Consider the following 21,390-nt stretch of genomic DNA (forward strand, 5'->3'; position numbering starts at 1 on the left):
CAAGGGCTACGGGGATTTGATAGCATTTCTTTACTAACTCTCTATTTACATCTATATCGAATTGCTAATTGACGTAATCTTATATCCATATTATTATGAAAATAAATAAGACATTTTTGTAAGAATTTGGAGGTAATAGCATGCGAGAGTATGATGATGCGGTACTGGAATGCTTCCTGGACAAACAGCTCCAGCTTTTCCCGGAAGCTGTAGCAGAGACACTGGATGAGGCAGAAGATTTTCTGGAAGAGTGCATGGCAGTCGTGGTAGATTCCGTGGAGGATGTCATTGAGTATTTTGATGAGGCCGGCATGGATGTGGACGGCGCTGTGGATGATGAGATTCTGGAGGCAGATGAAGTATTCGATATCGGAGACGGCAGATATCTGATCGTAGAAGCGTAGAACCGAAGATTATTGTACACAGAAACTGGAATGAACCGGAGCTCTCCGACATATATATGTTGGAGGGCTTCTTTGCGTAAGTCTCCTGTAAAAATCTCTTCCCCATTTGTAGGGAATGCGTTATAATGAACTAATGGACTTTTACAGAAAGGTATGGTAAGGAAAATGTTAGAAGGACAAAAATGTCTGGTCATCGGCTCCGGCATCAGCGGGATCGGTGCAGTGGCTTTATTGGAAAAATACCATGCAGACGTGGTTCTGTATGACAGCAGTGATAAATTGACAAAGGAAGATCTGGAGGCGAAGCTTCCCGGGGAAAGCAAGGCAGTCTGTATCGCCGGAGAACTGCCGGAGGAGGTAGAACTGAGCATTCAGGCAGCCGTTTTAAGCCCCGGAGTACCTACGGATATTCCTCTGGTGAACCGTATGAGGGACCGCGGGGTACAGATCCTGGGAGAGATCGAACTGGGATTCCTTGCAGAGCAAGGCAGAGTGATCGCCATTACCGGCACTAACGGCAAGACTACCACCACCACATTGACCGGTGAGATCATGAAAGCTCATTTCGGTGCGGAGAAGACCTTTGTAGTGGGTAATATTGGCAACCCTTATACACTGGAAGTAACGAAGACGTCAAAGGATAGTGTCACCGTGGGAGAGATCAGTTCTTTCCAGCTGGAGACCATACATACATTCCATCCGGTAGTATCAGCCATCCTGAATATTACACCGGATCACCTGAACAGACATCATACCATGGAGGCCTATGTGGCAGCCAAGGAAGCAGTGGCTTCCCACCAGACAAAAAATGATATCTGTGTATTGAATTATGACAATGATTATACCAGAGATTTCGCAGGAAGATGTCCTGCGACTCCGGTACTGTTCTCCTCCCATCACGAGTTGGAAAACGGTTACTTCCTGCGGGGAGACAAGATTATCAAGAGTGTGAACGGCGAAGAGACCGAACTGATGGATATTCACAAGGATATGAATCTGGTAGGCCTGTGCAATGTGGAAAATGTCATGGCAGCCATAGCCATTGCAGAAGGTATGCAGGTGCCCATGGAGACGATCCTTACTGTGATCCGCGGTTTCCATGCGGTGGAGCACCGGATCGAATTCGTGGCTACCAAGGGCGGTGTGGACTATTACAACGATTCCAAGGGAACCAATCCCGATGCGGCGATCCAGGGCATCAAAGCCATGAGCAAGCCTACCGTGCTGATCGGCGGAGGCTATGACAAGCAGAGCGAGTACGATGAGTGGATCGACAGCTTTGATGGCAAGGTAAAGTGCCTTGTCCTCATCGGCCAGACCAGAGAGAAGATTGCCGAGTGTGCCAGAAAGCATGGCTTTGATAAGATCCGTTTCGCAGATACCTATGAGGAATGCCTGAAGCTGTGTACCGAACTGGCCCAGCCGGGAGAAGCGGTACTGTTGTCTCCGGCCTGTGCAAGCTGGGGCATGTTCCCGAACTATGAAGTCAGAGGACAGCTTTTCAAGGAATATGTACACGGACTGGCGGAATAAGAAATCATAACAGAAGTAAGGAGTAAAAGCAGGCATGGCGGAAACGCGGGGAAGAAGACGTAAAAAGAAACAACAATCCGAATACTTTTTTGACTACAGCCTGCTTTTTATTGTGCTGTTTTTACTGGGATTCGGACTGATCATGATCTATTCGGCCAGCTCCTATGAGGCTTATGATTCCTATGGAGATGCCGCCTATTATATGAAGAAACAGCTGATCGCCAATATCATCGGTCTGGTCTTCATGATGGTCATTGCCAATATCCCGTATACCTTCTGGGAACGGTTTGCCACCCTGGGATATGTGGTGTCCATGATCCTGATCTTCCTGGTAAAGACCCCCCTGGGTATCACTTCCCACGGCGCTACCAGATGGATCGGTATCCCACATACGGGCTTCAACCTGCAGCCTGCGGAAGTAGCGAAATTGTGTATGATCCTGTTCCTGGCAAGTCTGGTATGCAAGATGGGAAAAAGCGTCCGTACCATGAAAGGCTTCTTTACCATGATGGCGGCACCCCTGCCGATCGCAGCATCGGTGTACCTCATTACGGATAATTTGAGTTCCGCCATTATTATTATGGGTATTGCGGTGCTGATGGTATTCGTGGCAAGCCCGGATTACAAGAAATTCATCATCATGGGAGGCAGCGTACTGGCGGCGGCTGGACTTTTGGTAGTCGCAGTCGTACAGTTGGGAGATAAGATCGGTGGCAAGTTCCGTCTGGCAAGAATCCAGGCGTGGCTGAACCCGGAAAGTCAGGCACAGGATAAAGGCTTCCAGACCCTGCAGGCACTGTATGCCATCGGAAGCGGTGGCATCTGGGGCAAGGGACTGGGGCAGAGTATGCAGAAGTTAAGCTTCCTGCCCGAGGCACAGAACGACATGATCTTCTCCATTATCTGCGAGGAACTGGGATTGTTCGGAGCGGTTGCCATTATTCTCATGTTCATTATGCTGTTGTGGCGGATGATGGTCATTGCCAATAATGCACCGGACCTGTTCGGCGCCATGCTGGTGGTGGGCGTTATGGGACATATCGCAATCCAGGCGATCTTAAACATTGCCGTAGTTACCAACTCCATTCCCAACACCGGAATTTCCCTGCCGTTTATCAGTTACGGAGGTTCTTCGGCATTGTTTTTGCTGTCGGAGATCGGACTGGTATTGAGTGTGGCGCGCAGGATCCAGTTAAAAGAGCTGTAGAAAAATACATATTCAGAAGACATGGTACGAAACAGTGCTTTCCTACATAAGATAAGATTATCATAAAAACGGGGATGGTGCTGTATGAAAGGAATCCGCATGCAGGGAGGCATTCCGCTGCAGGGGAAGGTACGCATACAGGGATCAAAGAATGCGGTACTTCCGATCCTGGCGGCAACGCTTCTTACCAATGAAGTATCCTATATTCAGAACTGCCCACGTATTGCAGATGTACACTGTTTCGTGCATCTGCTTCGGGAACTGGGATGTCTGGTGCACTGGCAGGAAAAAGGGATCCGGGTACAGCCGGGAGAAAATGAAGAACTTCCCTGCGAGAGAGCGGAGGCCAGACGGATGCAGGGGGAAGCTATCACCGGAATGCGTTCATCTCTGTGCCTGTTGGGAGCATTGCTGGGAAGATGTGGTTATGTGACCATGGAGCATCCGGGTGGGTGCATCATCGGAGAACGGCCGATCGATCTGCACATCAGGGCACTACAGCAGATGGGCGTCGAATTCCGGGAGGAAGAAGGGCTTCTGTCTGCACAGGTGAAGGATGGGAAAATGCACGGGGCAGAGATCACACTGGAGTTTCCCAGTGTGGGAGCTACGGAGAATATTTTGCTGGCTGCGGTGAAGGCGGACGGAGACACCAGGATACTGGGGGCCGCCAGAGAACCGGAAGTGACGGCATTGTGCGAATTTCTGACGGCATGTGGTGCACAGATCGAAGGAATCGGAGAAACGGAACTATTGGTTCATGGTGACAGACCGCTTCATGGTACACAGTTCACGGTTCCGGCAGACCGGATCGTAGCCGGGACGTATCTGTTCGCCTGTATCGGCTGCGGAGGCAGTACACTTTTGACAGAGGCTCCCTGGGAGCAGATGGAAGCGGTGACCTTTGTGGCGGAAAAAATGGGTGCACAGTGTATTGCCTCGGAGGAAGGCCTGTTCGTACAGTGTTCCAAAAGGCCGCAGGCCATACCACATTTGCGGACTGGGCCATACCCGGAGTTCCCCACGGATCTGCAGTCGGTGGCAATGGCGGTGCTGACGAGAGCGGAAGGATGCAGCTGCATTGAAGAGAATATTTTCGAGAATCGTTTTCGTATTGCGGAACCGCTAAAGGGCATGGGAGCAGAGATTGTTCTGAAGGACGGAAGACATGCCGTGATCACCGGAGTGGAGCATTTACGGGGAAGCCGGATGGAAGCATGTGAACTTCGCGGCGGTGCGGCACTGGTTCTGGCGGGGCTTGCGGCAGAAGGCGAGAGTTTCGTGACAGGACAGCACTTTATAGAACGCGGATATGAAAATATCTGCAGAGACTTGAGAGAATTAGGAGCACGGATCATCAGTGTATAGAGACCGAAGCAAAATTATCAGAAGAATAGTGATCATAGGCATCCTGCTGCTGGCACTGGGCGGTGGTGCGGTGGCATTGCACTCCGTGTATACGGTACGTACCGTGTATGTGGAGGGCAATGTGCATTATACCGAGGACGAGATCATGGAGATCGTGATGTCGGGACCTTTGGGAGATAATTCCCTGTATCTGTCTCTGAAATACCGGGACAGAGGGATTCAGGACATTCCCTTTGTGGATGTGATGAATGTATCGATTCTGGCACCCGACACGATCAAGATCACTGTATATGAAAAAGCACTGGCGGGATATGTGAAATATCTGGATACTTATATGTATTTTGATAAAGACGGCTATGTGGTGGAAAGTTCCGGGATCCGCACCCAGGGAATACCGCAGATCACGGGGCTTTCCTTCAACCATGTGGTGCTGGGAGAGCAACTGCCGGTGGAGGATCCGCAGGTGTTTTCCAGTATCATGGATCTGACAAAGCTTTTGAACAAATATTCACTGGCTGCGGACAAGATCTATTTGCATTCTTCCGGTGACATTACGATCTACTTCGGACAGATCAAGGTGTCCATGGGCAGTGACAACAGCCATATAGAGGACAAGCTGCAGTTGTTGCCGGACTTCCTGGAGAAGTTACAGGGTAAAAGCGGAACCCTGCAAATGGAAAACTACGAGGAAGGAAAGGGTAAATTTACATTCAAACCGGACGCGTGAAACATTTGTGAAACATTTTGAAAAAATAGGTTGCTAAATTTGTAAAATGATTATATGATAGTCTATGTGAAGTTGAAAAGGGTTAAAAGGAGGAACTAACCTTGCTGGAGATTAAGACGAATGACGCGGATGTAGCTGCCAAGATCATCGTAGTCGGTGTAGGTGGCGCGGGTAACAACGCTGTAAATAGAATGATAGATGAGAAGATTGACGGAGTGGATTTTATCGGGGTGAATACCGATAAGCAGGCATTGCAGCTCTGCAAAGCTCCGAAACTGTTACAGATCGGTGAGAAGCTGACCAAGGGTCTTGGTGCGGGAGCCAAGCCTGAGATCGGTGAGAAAGCAGCCGAGGAGAGTGCAGAAGAGATTTCCGCAGCTCTGAAGGGTGCAGACATGGTATTCGTCACCTGTGGTATGGGCGGAGGTACCGGAACCGGAGCTGCTCCGGTAGTGGCCAAGCTTGCAAAGGATATGGGCATCTTAACCGTTGGTGTGGTAACGAAGCCTTTCCGTTTTGAAGCAAAAGCCCGTATGGTCAATGCATTAAACGGTATCGAGCGTATCAAGGAACACGTGGATACCCTGATCGTAATCCCCAATGATAAGCTTCTGGAGATCGTGGACAGACGTACCACCATGCCGGAAGCACTGAAGAAGGCGGATGAAGTACTGCAGCAGGCAGTACAGGGAATCACTGACCTGATCAATGTTCCCGCAGTTATCAATCTGGATTTCGCAGATGTACAGACGGTTATGAAGGACAAGGGTATTGCTCACATCGGTATCGGTGAAGGCAAGGGCGATGACAAGGCTATGGAAGCTGTCAAGATGGCAGTGGAGAGCCCTCTGTTAGAGACTACGATTTCCGGTGCTACCCATGTTATCATCAATATTTCCGGTGACATTACCCTGGCAGATGCTTCCGATGCGGCAAGCTATGTTCAGGAGCTGGCAGGAGACGATGTAAATATTATCTTCGGTGCCATGTATGATGAGTCCAAGTCCGACAGTTGCACCATTACGGTTATTGCTACCGGTCTGGAAGACAAGGCCAACAACGGTGTACAGAATCGTCTGGGAGGAGGCGCTGCATTCAGACAGCCTGCTTCCCATATGACTCCCAGTTCTCTGAAGGGAATGAATATACAGTCTACCGCTCCTACGACATCCCAGGGACAGGGAGGACAGGCTCCGAGACCCATACAGCCGGTGCCCGGTATTCATAAGCCTGCAGATATTAGAAGCTCCGTAGAAGAGAAATCTCTGAAGATTCCTGATTTCTTACAGAGAAAGTAATACTTAGTATTTGTTTTTATCATAACGGAACATAATAAGAGCCACGACACAGAATACTGTGTTGTGGCTTGTTTTGTGTGGAGATTTTAGGAAAGCATATTAGTCTGCCGTTCTCTTTTTCCTGTGCAGAGAAATAATCCGCTCCCCCAGTACAAAGAACGCACCGATCGCACAAGGTAACAGCATGGTGGCGAAACGGTAGAGAAGCACGGCAGACAGGGCTTTGGCCTCCGGCAGGAGACGCCGGAACAGCAATGTAAAGACAGCTTCTACGGATCCGATCCCCGCCGGGGTGGGGATGACACCCGCCAGCGACTGGCTGAGAGAGGTCAGAGCAAAACATTGCAGGAAAGAAAAAGGCAGATCGCCGTATTCTCCCCCAAGAGAATTGCAGAACACGATCCAGGGGATGATATACCAGGTAGTGAACTTTAATACATTACACAGGAACAGGTGAAGCAGCAATATTGGATCCTGTAACAGAGACCGGCTTTCCGCCTGTAGCAGGGCAAGCTTATGCCCGGCACCGGTGAGTTTTTCCTCCCAGGAGGGATACTTTGCACGGAACCGGTTGGCCAGCAGATTACAGGCAGTCTGCATCCAGGGTACGGTAGCGACAGCTAACAGAACTCCTGCAATCACACAGACTCCTGCAAATCCCAGCAGGATATAACATTGATAATCGGCAAATGAAGCATGAATAAATCCATAGGTTGCCAAAAACAATAGCAGACTATAGACTGCCATAGAGACCTTGTGGACAATATATTGGAAAAAGTACATGCCGGTGGCATTGGGAACCGGGATACCGGCTTTGTTCAGGTAATAGATTCCTGCGATGCCGGAACCGCTGCCCAGAGTGGCTGTCTTATAGAAAGAGCAGTAGAAAGCATTACAGAATCCCTTCAGGCGGGGATATTCCGGGTGCGTTTTATGCACGATCAGCCAGGTGATGTGCCCTTCAAAGATATGGTAGAGGATCACGGTCAGGAACAGGGACATGACCACTTGCGGGGAGACATTGGCAAGCTCCGTCAGCATATCTCCCATGGAATCCCGGAAGCTGTAATACAGGATACCTAATAACAGACAGACAAACAGAAGCTTTCCTGCGAATTTTAATCTCTTTTTGGTAGTATCCGACACAGACGTTTCCTCCTTTTTGAACCTTTTGGCAAGTAAAAATCTATTTTGATTGTCTCTCTTTTGCCTGAAAATGGAAAGAAACAGATTTTGAAAAACGTAGTCTTTTCACCGCATAAGTTTATCTTTTTTTTAGAATAAGGTAAGAGAATATCCATTGATTGTGTGGCAAAAAGTGGCTATGATTGATTTATTACAACAGATTTGGACAATAATACAGGAATGAGAAAGGGAAAATGTATGCAGGAAGTCAAACAACCAAACAAAAAACCGTTCATATTCTATTATATGATTGCATTGATCGTGATTATCCTGATCAACAGTCTTCTGGTACCTCAGATCGTACAGAGGGCAGTGAAGGAAGTGGATTACAACACTTTTATGCAGATGACTTATGATAAACAGATCGATGAGGTACAAATCCAGGACAATCAGATCGTATTCACGGCAAAAAATGACAAGACCATCTACAAGACCGGTCTGATGGATGATCCGGACAGAACGCAGAGACTGTATGACAGCGGGGCAAAATTCTCCAGTGAGATCGTGGAGGAAGCATCGCCGATTTTAAGCTTTTTGATCAGCTGGCTGCTGCCTTTGATCATCATTATTGGCTTCGGACAATTGATGTACCGTCAGATGGCGAAAAAGGCCGGCGGCGACTCCATGATGTTCGGCATGGGAGGCATGGGCAAGAGCAATGCGAAGGTCTATGTGAAGTCTTCCAACGGTATCAAGTTCACCGATGTGGCAGGTGAGGATGAGGCGAAGGAAAATCTGACAGAGATCGTGGAATACCTGCATGACCCCGACAAATACAAAGAGATCGGTGCTTCCATGCCGAAGGGTATCCTCTTAGTAGGCCCTCCCGGAACCGGTAAGACGATGCTGGCCAAGGCAGTAGCCGGAGAAGCTAATGTTCCCTTTTTCTCCATGTCCGGTTCGGAATTCGTGGAGATGTTCGTGGGTATGGGTGCGTCCAAGGTCAGAGACCTGTTCAAACAGGCGAAGGAAAAGGCTCCCTGTATCGTATTTATCGATGAGATCGATGCCATCGGTAAAAAGCGTGACGGACAGGTGGGCGGAAACGATGAGAGAGAACAGACATTGAACCAGCTGTTGACCGAGATGGATGGCTTTGAAGGCAACAACGGCGTTATCATTTTGGCGGCCACCAACCGTCCGGAGAGTCTGGATCCCGCACTGTTACGTCCCGGACGTTTTGACAGACGTGTGCCGGTAGAGCTTCCCGACCTGAAAGGAAGAGAAGAAATCCTGAAAGTGCATGCCCGCAAGATCAAAGTCGCAGATAATGTGGACTTCAACAAGATCGCCCGTATGGCTTCCGGAGCCTCCGGTGCGGAGCTTGCCAATATCGTCAATGAAGCAGCTCTTCGGGCAGTCAGAGATGGACGTAAGTTCGCAACCCAGGCAGACTTAGAAGAGAGTATTGAGGTAGTTATCGCCGGTTATCAGAAAAAGAATGCCATCCTTACAGATAAGGAAAAGCGGATCGTGGCATACCATGAGATCGGACACGCACTGGTAGCAGCGAAGCAGACCAATTCCGCACCGGTGCAGAAGATCACCATTGTGCCCCGTACCTCCGGTGCACTGGGTTATACCATGCAGGTGGAAGAGGAAGGCAATCATTATCTGATGAGTAAGGAAGAGATGGAGAACAAGATCGCTACACTGACCGGCGGACGTGCCGCGGAAGAGATCGCCTTCGGATCTGTGACCACCGGAGCTTCCAATGATATCGAACAGGCTACCAAGCTTGCCAAAGGTATGATCACCCGCTACGGTATGAGCAAGGATTTTGACATGGTAGCCATGGAGACCGTGACGAACCAGTATCTGGGTGGAGATTCCTCCCTGACCTGTTCCATGGAGACCCAGACTGCCATCGATAAGGAAGTGGTGGAACTGGTGAAGAAGCAGCATGAGAAGGCAGGGCAGATCCTGCTGGAAAACCGTGCTAAACTGGATGAACTATCTCAGTATTTATATGAAAAAGAGACCATTACCGGAGAAGAATTTATGAAGATATTGAATTCCTAAATGGTTCCCGGAGAAGACGGAATCGGCGTTTGTGCCGGTTCCGTTTTTGTGTGAGCAAATTAAACAAATCTTAAAGAGGTGCTAATGGCATCTTAAACCATGCCTACTGTTATCTTAAAAAAGAAACCACTATACTTTTCCTGTAAGAAAAAGCTGTGGAATGGCAAATTTACAGATTACGGGAAGGGACTGGATATTAAGATGCGAAACAGAAACTACTTTAACAACAATAACATGCAAAAAGGAATCGCACTGGCAACCTGTATGGCGATCGTCATGGGACTGTTCACCGGGTGTGGGAATAAGAACGATCAGCAGATCGCAGCGTCACCTGATGAAGTGCAGAAAGGACGATATGTAGAGACGGAACTCTCACTTCCGGAGGAATGGAAGGACAAAAATATCAGCCAGATCTTCCGTTCGGGTGATGAATTACATTTTCTCGTGGCAGGAGGATCGGAAGGTCAGGTCTCTTTAGAGGAATGGATGCTGGGCGAAGGGGATACTCTGACGGAAGTGACGAAGGACTGGCTGAAGGCGCTTCCCGAGGGAAAGGGTCTGGAGAGCAGTGACAGTTTTACACTGTTGCAGGATGCGGAGGGGAATCAGTACCTGTACGGCAACTGTTACCGGGATGAGGAGAGCTCTTCCGCACATCTGTGGAAGGAAGCGGACGGCAGTGCGTTGGATATTACACCACAGAAGTGGCTGGAGCCTATGGATATGGATGGCTATCGGTTCTATGATACGCCGCAGTATGTGACACTGACAGAGGACGGATTGTTAGTGGGACTGTCTTATTTTTCCCTGGATGTTGTATTGGCACAGGACGGAAGCCTGGTGAGCAGCCAGGAGAGCGACAGCCTGACAGACAGTGGCAGTCTGTCGGATAATAAGTGGGTCAGTGCTGTGGGAGATACGTTGTATCTGGCACAGACGGATGAACAGGGGAACGTGAACGGTCTGTTGCAGATGCAGCTGGATGGAAGCAATGGGGCAAAAAAGAAGGAAGTGCTTCCTTTTTCCCAGGACAGTTACAGCTCTGCTTATTTCAGTGTGCTGGGAGACGGCACAGTCTATGCGGCGGATGCAGACGGATTCTTCCGCTGCGACGCAGGCGATACCAACTGGCAGAAGCTGCTTCAGGGAATCGATACCGGTTTTTCTCTGTCGGATCAGTGGTGCAGGGATATTGTGGCGCTGTCGGACGGCAGTGTATACGCGTGGTTTGGAAGCGAGAGCGGGGATAAAATAATGATTTACCGCTACGATCCCGATGCGGTGACAGAGGTGACCGAAGAACTGACACTGTATACCGTAGAGGAGAGCTTCTTTTTACAGCAGGCTGCGGTGCAGTATCATAAGCAGCATCCGGAGATACTGATTCATGTGGATGCGGCAATCTCTATGACTGATAAATACAGCGGAAATGCGGATTATCAGCAGATCTATCAGGACCTGAACACCTCCCTGACCTCCGGCAGCGGACCGGATCTCATGGTGATGGATCATCTGAAACTGGACACATATGCCTCTAAGGGCTTGCTGTTTAATCTGCAAGAGATTTTGCAGCCCATGGAAGAGGACGGAACCCTGCTTTCCAACATCACAACAGCCTATGAAGAGGCGGATGGAAGACGGTATGCGGTGCCGCTGCAATTCGGATTATTGTTAGCTGTCGGCAGGGATGTGCAGCCGGAGGAAATGAGCAGCATGGATGCTATTGCAAAGGCGGTATCCGGAAAGACGGAGAGTTATCTGGGAGACCGTACCTGCGGCGAACTGGTGGAAGAGTTCTATCCCCTGATCGTCGATGATATTTTACAGAACCGTCAGGTGAATCGTGATTCTTTACGTCCCTGGCTGGAAGATTTGAAGAAGATTGCGGATAACTGCGGTATCCTGCCTTCCAGAAAAGAAGGCCGTGCAGCGAATATCTGGGATCTGGGATCTGATGTGAAGCTGGTACTTCAGGAGACTGACGGCTTTAATCAGGCAATGACACCCTATGCTGTGGCAGAACTGTTAAATGCCAATGTGGTATCCGTGGAAAATGCATTTTATCCGAAGATGGTCATTGGAATCAACAGCCGGAGTGAACACGTGGAGATCGCAAAGGATTTCCTGCGGTTTGCTCTGTCCGAAGAATTGCAGAGAGTGGATACCTATGAGGGATTCCCTGTCAATGCAAAAGCGTTGGAGACGCAGGCTGCAGCAGACCGCAGCATGGCGGAAGCCTATACCACCTATGATATCGACGGCAGTACCGCAGAGTTCGCCATCAAAGCCTACTCTGAGGAGACCGCGAACCATCTGATGGAGCTGTGCAAGGCAGCCACCCTGTGCCTTAAGGAAGACACTCAGATCGAGACTTCCCTGACCGAGAGCTTACAGGCATACCTAAACGGGCAGGCGAGTGTGGAGGAAGCCATGGATGCGGTGGAAGGAAGCCTGAAGATGTATCTGGCGGAGTAGCGCTCCGACCAGCATTCAATAGTCGATTTTCGAACGATTTTATTGATAAAATCGTTCGATTTGTGTATAATATAATTGAAAAGAGAGATTCTCTTTATGAGACGATAAATAGTTATTCTTCAAGAAAGGTGATGATGATATGTCCATTACTGCAACTGAATTAAAAATTAATCTTGGCAAATATCTTATGCTTGCAGAAACAGAGGATATTTATATTACTCGTAACGGAAAAGTTGTTGCAAAATTGTCTAATCCATATCAGGATAGAGTAGATGTTGCTAAATCATTGTTTGGCGTTCTTTCAAATGATATGACTCTGGAAGAAGCACGGGAAGAAAGGTTGAATACGATATGAGAGTTTTAGTTGATACTTGTGTTATCATCGATGCATTACAGTCTCGTGCTCCATTTTCAGAAGCAGCGCAAAAACTCTTTATATATTCTGCAAATAAGCAATTTGAGGGTTATATTACAGCAAAGTCAGTTACAGATATCTATTATCTGACACACCGTTTAACACATAACGACGTAGAAACACGAAAGATTTTGAGCAAGCTTTTTACTTTATTTCATTTGTTGGATACCACTTCTTTAGATTGCCGGAAAGCAATATCTTCTGAAATTGGTGATTATGAAGATGCTATTATGGTGGAAACAGCAATTCGTTCAGAAATGGATTGTATAGTAACCAGAAATGTAAAAGATTATATGAAATCTTCTGTTAAGGTGTGTGAACCTTCTGCATTATTAAAGCTATTAGAGGAAGAAAATGAAACTGAATAAAAACAAGAAGTGAATTGTTCAAAATGGATAATTTTTGATATGGATTGAAAAATAGCCTTATCCTGAACCGACCTCCTATCGTTAGACCTAAAATCTAACGATAGGAGGTCGGTTTTTTTATGGCTAAATATACACTTGTAAACGTCTGATAAAGTTACTATAATTTCAATTACAGAAAAAGGTGATGGAGAACTTACCTATGCAGATTTATGTGGATGCAGATGCTTGTCCGGTGGTGGACATAGTGGAAAAGATTGCAAAGAAATATCAGATTTCGGTGACACTTCTGTGCGATACCAATCATATACTGACTTCCGGTTACAGCGAGGTGGTGGTCGTGGGAGCTGGGGCGGATGCTGTGGATTATAAGCTGATCAGTCTCTGCCGCAGGGGAGACATCGTGGTAACTCAGGACTATGGCGTGGCAGCCATGACGCTGGGCAAGAGTGCCTACGCCATCCACCAGTCCGGTAAATGGTACACGGATGAGAACATCGACCAGATGCTCATGGAACGACATCTGAATAAAAAGGCAAGAAGAGCTTCTCATAAAAATCATTTAAAAGGTCCGAAGAAGCGGACAGAAGAGGATGACGAAAGATTTGCACAATCCTTTGAACGGATGGTAAAAGCAGCACTGGAGGAAGAGAAATGAGACTTTTTCCAAAGAGAACCGAAAAGAAGACTTACGACAGAAGCAATCAAAAACCTGTTATCAAAGCCAGCATCTGCAACGGTGAACAGGTGGCGGGATTCAAGGATATCCACACGGGAAAATTTGAAGAAGTCATGCTGATCCGCCGGGCGGAAGACCTTGAGACATTTAAGATAATGTATGGGATTGAGGGAGAGATTACAAAAGAATATTGATTTTAACAAAGCGAGGAATAGACTATGAAAAGAAAAATTATTTTAGCGCTGATGACAATATGTATTTTATCTTTTGTTTCCTGCGGAAAACAGGAAGCTACAGCGACAACAGAATCCATCCCCAATGCCGTTGAATCTGCACAAGTAGAAACTACAGAAACAACCACGGAGACAATAGAAAGCACTGAGGTAGTAGAAGATAACACAAGTGAAGCAGAAGCGAAAGACGAATCAACAGAGGCAGAAAAGACCACAGAAGTAACCAACATAGAAGAAGCAGAGCCACTTTCAGAAAAAGACCTTGCATTTAGTTTTTTGGGATATGATACATATAATGAATATGTAGAGGCAGGAAATGATGAGGCTGCATACATGCTTGCCGATAATGCAAACATGATAGTATCAGGTGAATTTACAGATGATGGTAATGTAATAGAAAGTCCAGTAAGAGGCATCAAACTTGGAGACAGTATAGACAAAGTAATTGAATTATATGGAGATACAAAGCAGCGTTCCGCAGATATTAAAGATGTATTCTCACATGATGGGTTAAAGGACTCCGGAGCATATAATTATTTCTTAAAAATTGATTCAACCAAAGACTACTTTTATGCATTTAGATTTAGAGTAGATCAAAATAATAATATAATTGCAGTTGTAATAGAACCTATTTCAATGAAGTATTGGTCAGAAGATTGAACTTAACTGAAAATGCTGAAGAGCCGACACAGATCCTTGGTAGATTATTCACAGAGAGAAGGCAGCTTGAAAGAGTCTCACCCTAATATCATTATTTTTACAAATGAAAAAAGCTCAGGAACACCCTATGATATGTACCCCAGAACATGATATCAGCAATTGTAGAATCTAATCGGACGAGAAAAGATTTTATTGCTGATCAGGTACTTTCTATGGCAGGATATTATGACTATTATAATAAAGGTGACTACAGTAAAGATGAAGAAAAAACATGTATAATAGGTGTATTCCGCCTGACCATGAAGAGCAAATCCGATAACTTCCGCCAGAGCAGCATCCTGGGCGTGATGAAGCGGATCAAGGCGAAAGGAGCTACGGTGATTGTCTACGAGCCTACTCTGGAGGACGGCAGTACGTTCTTCGGCAGCAAGGTGGTCAATGACCTTGCGAAGTTCAAGGAGATGAGCCAGTCCATCATTGCCAACCGGTATGACAGCTGTCTGGACGATGTAAAGGAGAAGGTATATACAAGAGATCTTTTCGGTCGTGATTAATGATATGAGATTGAGATATATGGAGAGACTATATATACTCATAGTTTTTTCGTTCCTTTACTCCAATGGGCCTTTTATAACAGCAGAGGGTAACATACCCCTCTGCATTTGTGTATAATATTTCCGGGATTATAAATATCAGGCAAAGCGTGCCACTGCCATTTAGCACTGGCACGCTTTGCCTTGCAGGTACGCGCCGCCTGGAGGCCCATAATCATTGCAGCCTTACTGTCAATATCTTTTTTCGGTATAACATATATTTTAGGTCTAAGATATATATTTCCGTACACTTGTGCTGTACTGCGTATTCTTTTAATGGCAGTCTATATATCAGGTCATCATAAGCTAATCCTCAACCATTTTTATAAAAGATAATCTGCCGCAGAACTCGGACATATACTTCGGCGGATTCATTTGCTCTTTATAGCGCCTCTCCATTTTCCGTAAGTGGGGGAGTAACACTTCTGTAATACCGTTAAGACCGGTTCTTTCCAATAAATTTTCTAATGATTCTTTTGATATTTCCATTATACTGTTCTCCTTTTCTCTGAGTATTTTTCTGTATAGTCCTGGACATCGTTGCCTCTTTCTCCTTACCGGAGAGCTGTACACAGGAGTCACTGAAGCTGCAGTAAATGACAAATTCAGCAATAGTTTTCCTGGCGCTTCGTATTTGATTCAGGAAAAGAACGGAATAATCTTTAAATTCATTTTTTATGCATAAATACATATGGTCGCGCGACCACATTTTTCCGTATTGTATATTATTATTTATTGTCTTAAACTGAAAATTAATTAAAGGACATATAAATGGCAGATTTAAAGTACATAATATTGCGAGGTCCGGTAAATGAAAAATGTTACGAGAAAAGACATTGCAGAAAAACTTGGAGTATCAGTATCTGTTGTTTCAAGAGTAATAAATAATAGTGGATATGTAAGTAAAGAAAAAAGAGAAAAAGTATTAAAGGCGGCAAAAGAAATGGGATATGTACAGAATCCTGTTGCAATGGCCCTTCAGCAAAACAAAACAAAGCAGTTACTTTTTTTCTGCGAAGATCTTACTTCTACATACTACAATCAAATGTATCATGGCATGGTAAGAGCCGCCAAGGAAAGAGGATATCATGTATTGACGGTAATGGATGAAAATGATTTTGAAATGGTAAAAGAAACAATAACGGATGGAATTTTGTTTCCAAATGAAATGGTAGCGGAAGCCTATGCAGCTTCGGTGGGGAGAAATTATAATCTTCCGGCTGTGACAGCATGTTCTAATCCGGGCATGTCGTTTTCAAAAGCAATGCCGGCTGTGACGATTGATAATGAAGAGGTGATTAATAAAGCCATAGATTATTTGATCGGATTGGGACATAAAAAAATAGGTATGACATTGCCATTCAGTTATGGTTATGTAGATTTGCGTTTTAGATACTGGGAAGAGCGGATGAAACAGGAGATTGGCATAGGATATGAAAAATACATTATAGATGTACAGGACCGGGTAAAGAGGAGAAGCAATACGAAAGGAATAAAGATTCCATGTCCTCAGGAATCAGGGGATTTCCTCTGCTATGATTGGTTTTATATTGGAAAGGAAGTGGCTGAATTTTATGTCTCTATGAGATATAAGCCTACAGTAATTTTATGTTTTAATGACGATATTGCATTCGGCACTATTGAATATTTGAAAAAACTTGGAATTCGGGTTCCTGATGATGTATCCGTAATGGGAATAGACGGTTTGTTTACGCGCGATAAATATACACCTAAGTTAACTACGGTAAATATGTATCCGGAACTTCAGGGCGCGAAGTGTGCAGAAATCCTGATTGATATTCTAAATGGTTTTAAATATAAGTATATATATATAAATTTAAAGTTTCAATTTTAGAAGGTGAAAGTGTTAAAAAGCTTTAGTGCAGAGAATCAGGAGAAATACGTTTAGCAATAAAAAGCGATAAGAAGTGGTATAGATTTTTATATACAGATAAGGCAGGGGGGATGTTTGAATTGGGAAAAGGTCTGGTAGCCGGACTTGCTACGGAAGGCACAAGAACGATGACATTTACGGGAACTTATCTGGCAATGTTTGCGGAAAGAGGAAGGGGATATTTTAAAGAGCTGAATGTAAAGGTTAGCGATGCGGATAAGGAGGATGACAGATGATATTAGAAAACATACATTGTCTGCTTCAGTTTGATGATAGAGGAAACCTTTTGGCTTTAGTTAGTAAAAGCTCGGGCAGAAATTATATTGTGAAAGATGGATGTAGTTTATTCCGTCTGACTATGACAGAAATAATAGAAAACCGTGTTATGCCGGGAACACTGGCCCTGACCGGTGATATGGCAGAGCAGATTGACTTTATACAGCAAAGTCAGTGTTTGGAGATTGATTATAGAAATTTGGACGGTATGCCAGTAACGGTAAAATGTACAATAGGATTTATGGATGAAGAAATTCACTGGAATATATTAATAGAGAATAAGACAAGGTTCGCTGTCAGTGAAATAGAATATCCGGTGCTTCTGTTTAAACCGTATTTAGGATTAAATGCGGAAAGCGAGAGAATCTTACTGCCTAAGATGGACGGTATCCTTCTAGGCAACCCGGAGTTACATCCATGGGAAGACACTAACGCCGAAATAGTTGCGGAAAGATACTGGTATCCGGGAGAAGGAAAACAAAAACCGAATAATTTGGCAGTGCAGATGACCGCTTATTACGATGAAAAGGAAGGAATTTTAATTTATGCGGCAGATACGGATGGATATCCTAAAAAAATGGGCCCAATTTATTATAAAAATAAATTTATAGATCTGAGTCCGGTGCATCTTAGACCGGAAATTCCGAAAATGGATTTTTCATTAGAATATACGATTGTTACCAGGTTTTTTAAAGGCGACTGGAAGCAGGCAGCCCAAATCTATAAGAAATTTGCGGAAACCGCACCCTGGTGTAATAAAACTATTTCAGAGCGTGAAGATATCCCGGACTGGATAAAAAAAGGGGCATTCTTCTTGAGCTTTCGCCTGAGGTACCAGAACAAAGGAGAGGCTTATCTGGATTATGTACCTGATTATATCGAAAAATGGAAAAAGATATTGGACATTCCGATTGTTGCAATGATGTGTGGCTGGGAAAAAATAGGTGAATGGGCCGGTCCTGATTATTTTCCTCCTTTTGGAGGAGAAAGACGATTTCGGAATATGTGTGGCAGACTTATGAGAAACGGGGAGATTCCATTTACTTTCGGCTTATCGGGTTTAAAGATCCTTATAAGACGACATAGAACAAAATCAAAAGATCAGCCTCAATTGGCATTAGACTATGATGGAAGAGAAATATTTGAACAGCAGTATCGTGAATCAGCGGCGTTAGATATTAACGGAGTTCCTATTGTAGACTCTAATATTGACGAATGGGATGGGGTGCATGCATATGCCTGCCCTGCTACAGAACAGGCAAAAAGTCAGATTTACGGAGCGTCAATCCGGATGTTAAAAGAATATGGTGTTATTATGCAGCAGGCGGATCAGGTTTTAGGAGGGGGCACTTCCGAATGTTACAATTTCGGGCATGGACATCCACCGGGCAGAGGCATCTGGCAGATAGAAAGTCTTAAAAAAATATATGATGAGACTCGAAAAGACGCAAAGAAAATTTCTAAAGATTTTGCACTGTCACAGGAGTGGATTTCAGAACCATTTATTCAGTATCTGGATATTTACCATTGCCGAAATTATGATAAACCTCAGGGTGGTCTGGAAAGTATACCACTGTTTTCATATTTATATCATAAATATATTCCTTGTTATGCGGGGGATTGGACATCATTGCTTCCTGATAATAAAACCGGCGTATATTTCCATGGATGGAATTTTATCTGTGGTAATCTTCCGGCAGGATCCCCCCTGAATATGTTGGGGGAAATAAAAAATCATGAACCAGAAGAGGCAGATCCTAAAATAATGGAGATGGCATGCAATGTTTGTGCAGCGTTAAAAAATGCGACGTCCTATCTTATATATGGGGAGATGCTTCCCACAGAAGAACTGCCTGTACCCGGAATGGACATTTATATTCAGGGATTAGATTTTGGTTTTAAAAGGAAAAGCATAACGGTACCTTCTGTACTCAGTATGTTTTGGAAGAATCCGGCAGGTAAAATAGCCTGCGCGTTGGCAAACGTGTCAGATGAGACAAAGATTGTAGATATACCGGTAGATTCATATATGAAACATATACAAAAAGTTTTCGTGGAAATAAACGGATATGAAAAAAGATACTGGAGGAATATAGTCAAAGGAAAAGTCAGATTGAAAATGTCAGCCAGATCGGCAGCTGTTGTTAGAGAGGAAAGATAGAGTATGGATAGGATGTTGCGTAACAGGAAAGCAATAGTGTTTTTTGTAGCTCCCGCATTTGTTTTATTTACAGTTGTTTTGCTTATTCCGATTCTGCAGATGCTGTATTATTCTCTATGTGATTATAACGCATTAAAAGAGCCGGTATTTATAGGTCTGGATAATTTTAAAACCCTTTTATTTGAGGACAAAACAATGAGGATGGCTTTAAAGAATTCCTTGTTTTTCATGATATTTTCTGCCGTCACACAACAGATAATAGGAGTGCTTCTGGCTGTTATGCTGACCAATATCAGACGAGGAAGAAACTTTTTTAGGAATGTAATATATCTCCCTACGGTTTTATCATCAGCCGCACTGGGGTTGTTGTGGGCATTCATTTTTAATCCGAAATTTGGACTCAATTATCTGTTGGATAAGTTGGGAATACAGGGACCTTTATGGCTGATGGAATCAGACGGTTTTATTGTTCTTCCTATGATCGTGATTGCTTTTGTAGCACTTTGGCAATATGTGGGACAGAATATGATGTTATATATGGCTCAGATTATGGGCATTTCTAAGGATTTGTATGAAGCGGCACGAATAGATGGTGCGTCAGATACGAAAACATTTCGTTTTATTACATTACCCTTGATAAAACCAATGTTTATAACATCGTTATCATTAAATTGTATTGGTTCCCTCAAATTTTTTGATCTGGTCTATAACATGACTCAAGGCGGACCTAGTAACAGGACCCAGGTTCTTGCAACACATTTATATGAACAAGGATTCATTTATTTTAAATATGGTTATTCCAGCGCTATAGCTGTAGTTTTGCTGGTACTTTGTTTAATAGTGTCGTTGATAATACGGAAGGGCATAAGGGTGGAAAATTATGAAATGTAAACCGAAGAAAATAATTATATATATCATTCTGATAATCTTAACGTTAATATATATACTGCCGTTTCTTTGGATGATTAATGTATCGTTGAAGACGAATCAGGAATTAATGACAAATCCATTCAGTATGCCGGAAGTTCTGCAGTTGGGAAATTATATCTATGCATGGGTCAATGGAAATTTGGGGATAGCTATGCTTAACTCATTTATTGTCTGTTCAGTATCATTGATATTGAGTTTGACGATTGGATCTATGGCGGCTTTTGCCATTGCAAGAATGAAATGGAAACTTTCAGAATGGACTTTGAGTTATTTTCTGTTTGGGATGATGATACCTGTGCATTGTGTACTTATTCCTTTATTTGTTCAGTTTTCAAAATTGGGGCTGACAGATTCATTGATCGGGTTAATTATTCCATATACGGTATTTGCATTGCCGATGGTAATTTTTTTAATGACAGGTTTTTTTAAATCTTTACAGAATGAAATTTTTGAAGCTGCCTGTATAGATGGATGCAGTATTTATTCCTGTTTTTTTAAAATTGCTGCACCTCTTACCAAAACTGGATTTTCAGTAGCGGGAATGATGATTTTTGTTTCAAGTTGGAATGAACTTTTAATGGCACTTGTATTTATATCTGATGTAAATAAAAAGACTTTACCGGTGACCCTGACATATTTTGTAGGACCTTATGCTGTTAATTATGTACAAATGTTTGCTGCAATTATTATTGCTTTGGCGCCGACAATAATAGTTTATCTTATTTTCAGCAATCAAATAGTAGAAGGTTTGACTACGGGGGCCGTTAAAGGATAAAACAATTAGCAGAAGGGAGAAAATGAAATGATGAGAAAAAAATTAGTGTCAGTGTTAACCATTAGTGTTATATGTGTATCTATGTTACTGGGATGCAGTGTTTCAACGGATACAGGTGATGCTTCCCTTAATGAAGGAAATACTTCCAATGAAGGAAATACTTCCAATGAAGGAAATACTTCCAATGAAG

Annotated in this window: 20 protein-coding genes and 1 pseudogene; 19 read left to right on the top strand and 2 right to left on the bottom strand. The window is 44.4% G+C overall.

Annotated elements, in window-relative coordinates; genetic code table 11:
* Nucleotides 1-140 precede the first annotated feature (140 nt).
* From DWZ61_RS16870 to ftsZ, 6 genes are all read left to right on the top strand, one after another.
* Nucleotides 141-404, top strand: a complete 264-nt coding sequence (locus DWZ61_RS16870) for a hypothetical protein (RefSeq protein ID WP_022312581.1) — start codon at nucleotides 141-143, stop codon at nucleotides 402-404.
* A 165-nt stretch (nucleotides 405-569) separates the two neighbouring features.
* Nucleotides 570-1,937: a UDP-N-acetylmuramoyl-L-alanine--D-glutamate ligase gene (murD, locus tag DWZ61_RS16875; RefSeq protein WP_118539810.1), complete on the top strand. Its 1,368-nt coding sequence runs from the start codon at nucleotides 570-572 to the stop codon at nucleotides 1,935-1,937.
* A 34-nt stretch (nucleotides 1,938-1,971) separates the two neighbouring features.
* A complete protein-coding gene (locus DWZ61_RS16880) occupies nucleotides 1,972-3,144 on the top strand; it encodes a putative peptidoglycan glycosyltransferase FtsW (RefSeq protein ID WP_118539812.1) in 1,173 nt (390 codons plus the stop codon).
* Between the two features lie 84 nt (nucleotides 3,145-3,228).
* Nucleotides 3,229-4,512: a UDP-N-acetylglucosamine 1-carboxyvinyltransferase gene (murA, locus tag DWZ61_RS16885; RefSeq protein ID WP_118539814.1), complete on the top strand. Its 1,284-nt coding sequence runs from the start codon at nucleotides 3,229-3,231 to the stop codon at nucleotides 4,510-4,512.
* Complete coding sequence (locus tag DWZ61_RS16890) at nucleotides 4,505-5,239, top strand: FtsQ-type POTRA domain-containing protein (protein ID WP_118539816.1); 735 nt, start codon at nucleotides 4,505-4,507, stop codon at nucleotides 5,237-5,239. Before murA ends, DWZ61_RS16890 begins: the two co-directional genes overlap by 8 nt.
* Nucleotides 5,240-5,340: 101 nt before the next feature.
* Nucleotides 5,341-6,537 (top strand): cell division protein FtsZ, encoded by a 1,197-nt coding sequence (ftsZ, locus tag DWZ61_RS16895; RefSeq protein ID WP_118539818.1) that lies wholly within the window; start codon nucleotides 5,341-5,343, stop codon nucleotides 6,535-6,537.
* Between the two features lie 99 nt (nucleotides 6,538-6,636).
* On the opposite strand, the gene DWZ61_RS16900 is transcribed toward ftsZ, so the two are convergent.
* Nucleotides 6,637-7,683 carry a lysylphosphatidylglycerol synthase domain-containing protein gene (locus DWZ61_RS16900; protein ID WP_118539820.1) on the bottom strand — a complete coding sequence of 349 codons (1,047 nt, stop codon included), beginning with the start codon at nucleotides 7,681-7,683 and terminating at the stop codon, nucleotides 6,637-6,639.
* A gap of 237 nt (nucleotides 7,684-7,920) precedes the next feature.
* Here DWZ61_RS16900 and ftsH point away from each other — a divergent pair, with 237 nt between their 5' ends.
* The 8 genes and pseudogenes from ftsH to DWZ61_RS16940 all read left to right on the top strand — a co-directional run.
* Nucleotides 7,921-9,744: an ATP-dependent zinc metalloprotease FtsH gene (gene ftsH, locus DWZ61_RS16905; RefSeq protein ID WP_118539822.1), complete on the top strand. Its 1,824-nt coding sequence runs from the start codon at nucleotides 7,921-7,923 to the stop codon at nucleotides 9,742-9,744.
* Between the two features lie 201 nt (nucleotides 9,745-9,945).
* Nucleotides 9,946-12,219, top strand: coding sequence for an extracellular solute-binding protein (locus tag DWZ61_RS16910; protein ID WP_172594772.1), 2,274 nt, complete (start codon nucleotides 9,946-9,948; stop codon nucleotides 12,217-12,219).
* Nucleotides 12,220-12,358: 139 nt separating this feature from the next.
* The gene (locus DWZ61_RS16915; protein WP_022312100.1) at nucleotides 12,359-12,574 is read left to right on the top strand and encodes a type II toxin-antitoxin system prevent-host-death family antitoxin; all 216 of its coding nucleotides are present in this window, start codon (nucleotides 12,359-12,361) and stop codon (nucleotides 12,572-12,574) included.
* Entirely contained in the window at nucleotides 12,571-13,002 is a 432-nt protein-coding gene (locus DWZ61_RS16920; RefSeq protein WP_022312099.1) for a PIN domain-containing protein, read from the top strand. The genes DWZ61_RS16915 and DWZ61_RS16920 overlap by 4 nt, the downstream gene beginning before the upstream one ends.
* A 199-nt stretch (nucleotides 13,003-13,201) precedes the next feature.
* Nucleotides 13,202-13,657, top strand: coding sequence for a YaiI/YqxD family protein (locus tag DWZ61_RS16925; protein WP_022312098.1), 456 nt, complete (start codon nucleotides 13,202-13,204; stop codon nucleotides 13,655-13,657).
* The gene (locus DWZ61_RS16930; RefSeq protein ID WP_022312097.1) at nucleotides 13,654-13,872 is read left to right on the top strand and encodes a hypothetical protein; all 219 of its coding nucleotides are present in this window, start codon (nucleotides 13,654-13,656) and stop codon (nucleotides 13,870-13,872) included. The genes DWZ61_RS16925 and DWZ61_RS16930 overlap by 4 nt, the downstream gene beginning before the upstream one ends.
* A 24-nt stretch (nucleotides 13,873-13,896) precedes the next feature.
* Nucleotides 13,897-14,571 carry a hypothetical protein gene (locus DWZ61_RS16935; protein WP_118539826.1) on the top strand — a complete coding sequence of 225 codons (675 nt, stop codon included), beginning with the start codon at nucleotides 13,897-13,899 and terminating at the stop codon, nucleotides 14,569-14,571.
* Between the two features lie 134 nt (nucleotides 14,572-14,705).
* Nucleotides 14,706-15,125: pseudogene (locus DWZ61_RS16940) on the top strand (UDP binding domain-containing protein); the annotation flags it as partial.
* A gap of 345 nt (nucleotides 15,126-15,470) precedes the next feature.
* On the opposite strand, the gene DWZ61_RS19525 reads toward DWZ61_RS16940, so the two are convergent.
* A complete protein-coding gene (locus tag DWZ61_RS19525; protein ID WP_145985612.1) occupies nucleotides 15,471-15,653 on the bottom strand; it encodes a hypothetical protein in 183 nt (60 codons plus the stop codon).
* A gap of 322 nt (nucleotides 15,654-15,975) precedes the next feature.
* On the opposite strand from DWZ61_RS19525, the gene DWZ61_RS16950 reads away from it, so the two are divergent.
* From DWZ61_RS16950 to DWZ61_RS16965, 5 genes are all read left to right on the top strand, one after another.
* On the top strand, nucleotides 15,976-17,019 hold the full coding sequence (locus DWZ61_RS16950) for a LacI family DNA-binding transcriptional regulator (protein ID WP_118539830.1): 1,044 nt from the start codon (nucleotides 15,976-15,978) through the stop codon (nucleotides 17,017-17,019).
* Between the two features lie 110 nt (nucleotides 17,020-17,129).
* A complete protein-coding gene (locus DWZ61_RS19855) occupies nucleotides 17,130-17,294 on the top strand; it encodes a hypothetical protein (RefSeq protein WP_172594771.1) in 165 nt (54 codons plus the stop codon).
* Nucleotides 17,291-19,495: a DUF6259 domain-containing protein gene (locus DWZ61_RS16955; RefSeq protein WP_118539832.1), complete on the top strand. Its 2,205-nt coding sequence runs from the start codon at nucleotides 17,291-17,293 to the stop codon at nucleotides 19,493-19,495. The genes DWZ61_RS19855 and DWZ61_RS16955 overlap by 4 nt, the downstream gene beginning before the upstream one ends.
* Before the next feature lie 3 nt (nucleotides 19,496-19,498).
* Nucleotides 19,499-20,386, top strand: coding sequence for a sugar ABC transporter permease (locus tag DWZ61_RS16960; RefSeq protein WP_118504748.1), 888 nt, complete (start codon nucleotides 19,499-19,501; stop codon nucleotides 20,384-20,386).
* An 85-nt stretch (nucleotides 20,387-20,471) separates the two neighbouring features.
* Nucleotides 20,472-21,200 carry a carbohydrate ABC transporter permease gene (locus DWZ61_RS16965; RefSeq protein ID WP_243026448.1) on the top strand — a complete coding sequence of 243 codons (729 nt, stop codon included), beginning with the start codon at nucleotides 20,472-20,474 and terminating at the stop codon, nucleotides 21,198-21,200.
* The last annotated feature ends 190 nt before the right edge of the window (nucleotides 21,201-21,390 follow it).

It is taken from the genome of Clostridium sp. AF34-10BH, from assembly GCF_003478095.1.
In the GTDB taxonomy this organism is placed as follows: Bacteria; Bacillota; Clostridia; order Lachnospirales; family Lachnospiraceae; genus Acetatifactor; species Acetatifactor acetigignens.

Coding starts and splice junctions, on each gene's coding strand:
- DWZ61_RS19525 (WP_145985612.1), bottom strand. CDS start 15,653: ATGGAAATATCAAAAGAATCATTAGAAAATTTATTGGAAAGAACCGGT.
- DWZ61_RS16870 (WP_022312581.1), top strand. CDS start 141: ATGCGAGAGTATGATGATGCGGTACTGGAATGCTTCCTGGACAAACAG.
- murD (WP_118539810.1), top strand. CDS start 570: ATGTTAGAAGGACAAAAATGTCTGGTCATCGGCTCCGGCATCAGCGGG.
- DWZ61_RS16955 (WP_118539832.1), top strand. CDS start 17,291: ATGATATTAGAAAACATACATTGTCTGCTTCAGTTTGATGATAGAGGA.
- DWZ61_RS16910 (WP_172594772.1), top strand. CDS start 9,946: ATGCGAAACAGAAACTACTTTAACAACAATAACATGCAAAAAGGAATC.
- DWZ61_RS16925 (WP_022312098.1), top strand. CDS start 13,202: ATGCAGATTTATGTGGATGCAGATGCTTGTCCGGTGGTGGACATAGTG.
- DWZ61_RS19855 (WP_172594771.1), top strand. CDS start 17,130: ATGTTTGAATTGGGAAAAGGTCTGGTAGCCGGACTTGCTACGGAAGGC.
- DWZ61_RS16920 (WP_022312099.1), top strand. CDS start 12,571: ATGAGAGTTTTAGTTGATACTTGTGTTATCATCGATGCATTACAGTCT.
- murA (WP_118539814.1), top strand. CDS start 3,229: ATGAAAGGAATCCGCATGCAGGGAGGCATTCCGCTGCAGGGGAAGGTA.
- DWZ61_RS16930 (WP_022312097.1), top strand. CDS start 13,654: ATGAGACTTTTTCCAAAGAGAACCGAAAAGAAGACTTACGACAGAAGC.
- DWZ61_RS16935 (WP_118539826.1), top strand. CDS start 13,897: ATGAAAAGAAAAATTATTTTAGCGCTGATGACAATATGTATTTTATCT.
- DWZ61_RS16880 (WP_118539812.1), top strand. CDS start 1,972: ATGGCGGAAACGCGGGGAAGAAGACGTAAAAAGAAACAACAATCCGAA.
- DWZ61_RS16960 (WP_118504748.1), top strand. CDS start 19,499: ATGGATAGGATGTTGCGTAACAGGAAAGCAATAGTGTTTTTTGTAGCT.
- DWZ61_RS16950 (WP_118539830.1), top strand. CDS start 15,976: ATGAAAAATGTTACGAGAAAAGACATTGCAGAAAAACTTGGAGTATCA.
- ftsH (WP_118539822.1), top strand. CDS start 7,921: ATGCAGGAAGTCAAACAACCAAACAAAAAACCGTTCATATTCTATTAT.
- DWZ61_RS16915 (WP_022312100.1), top strand. CDS start 12,359: ATGTCCATTACTGCAACTGAATTAAAAATTAATCTTGGCAAATATCTT.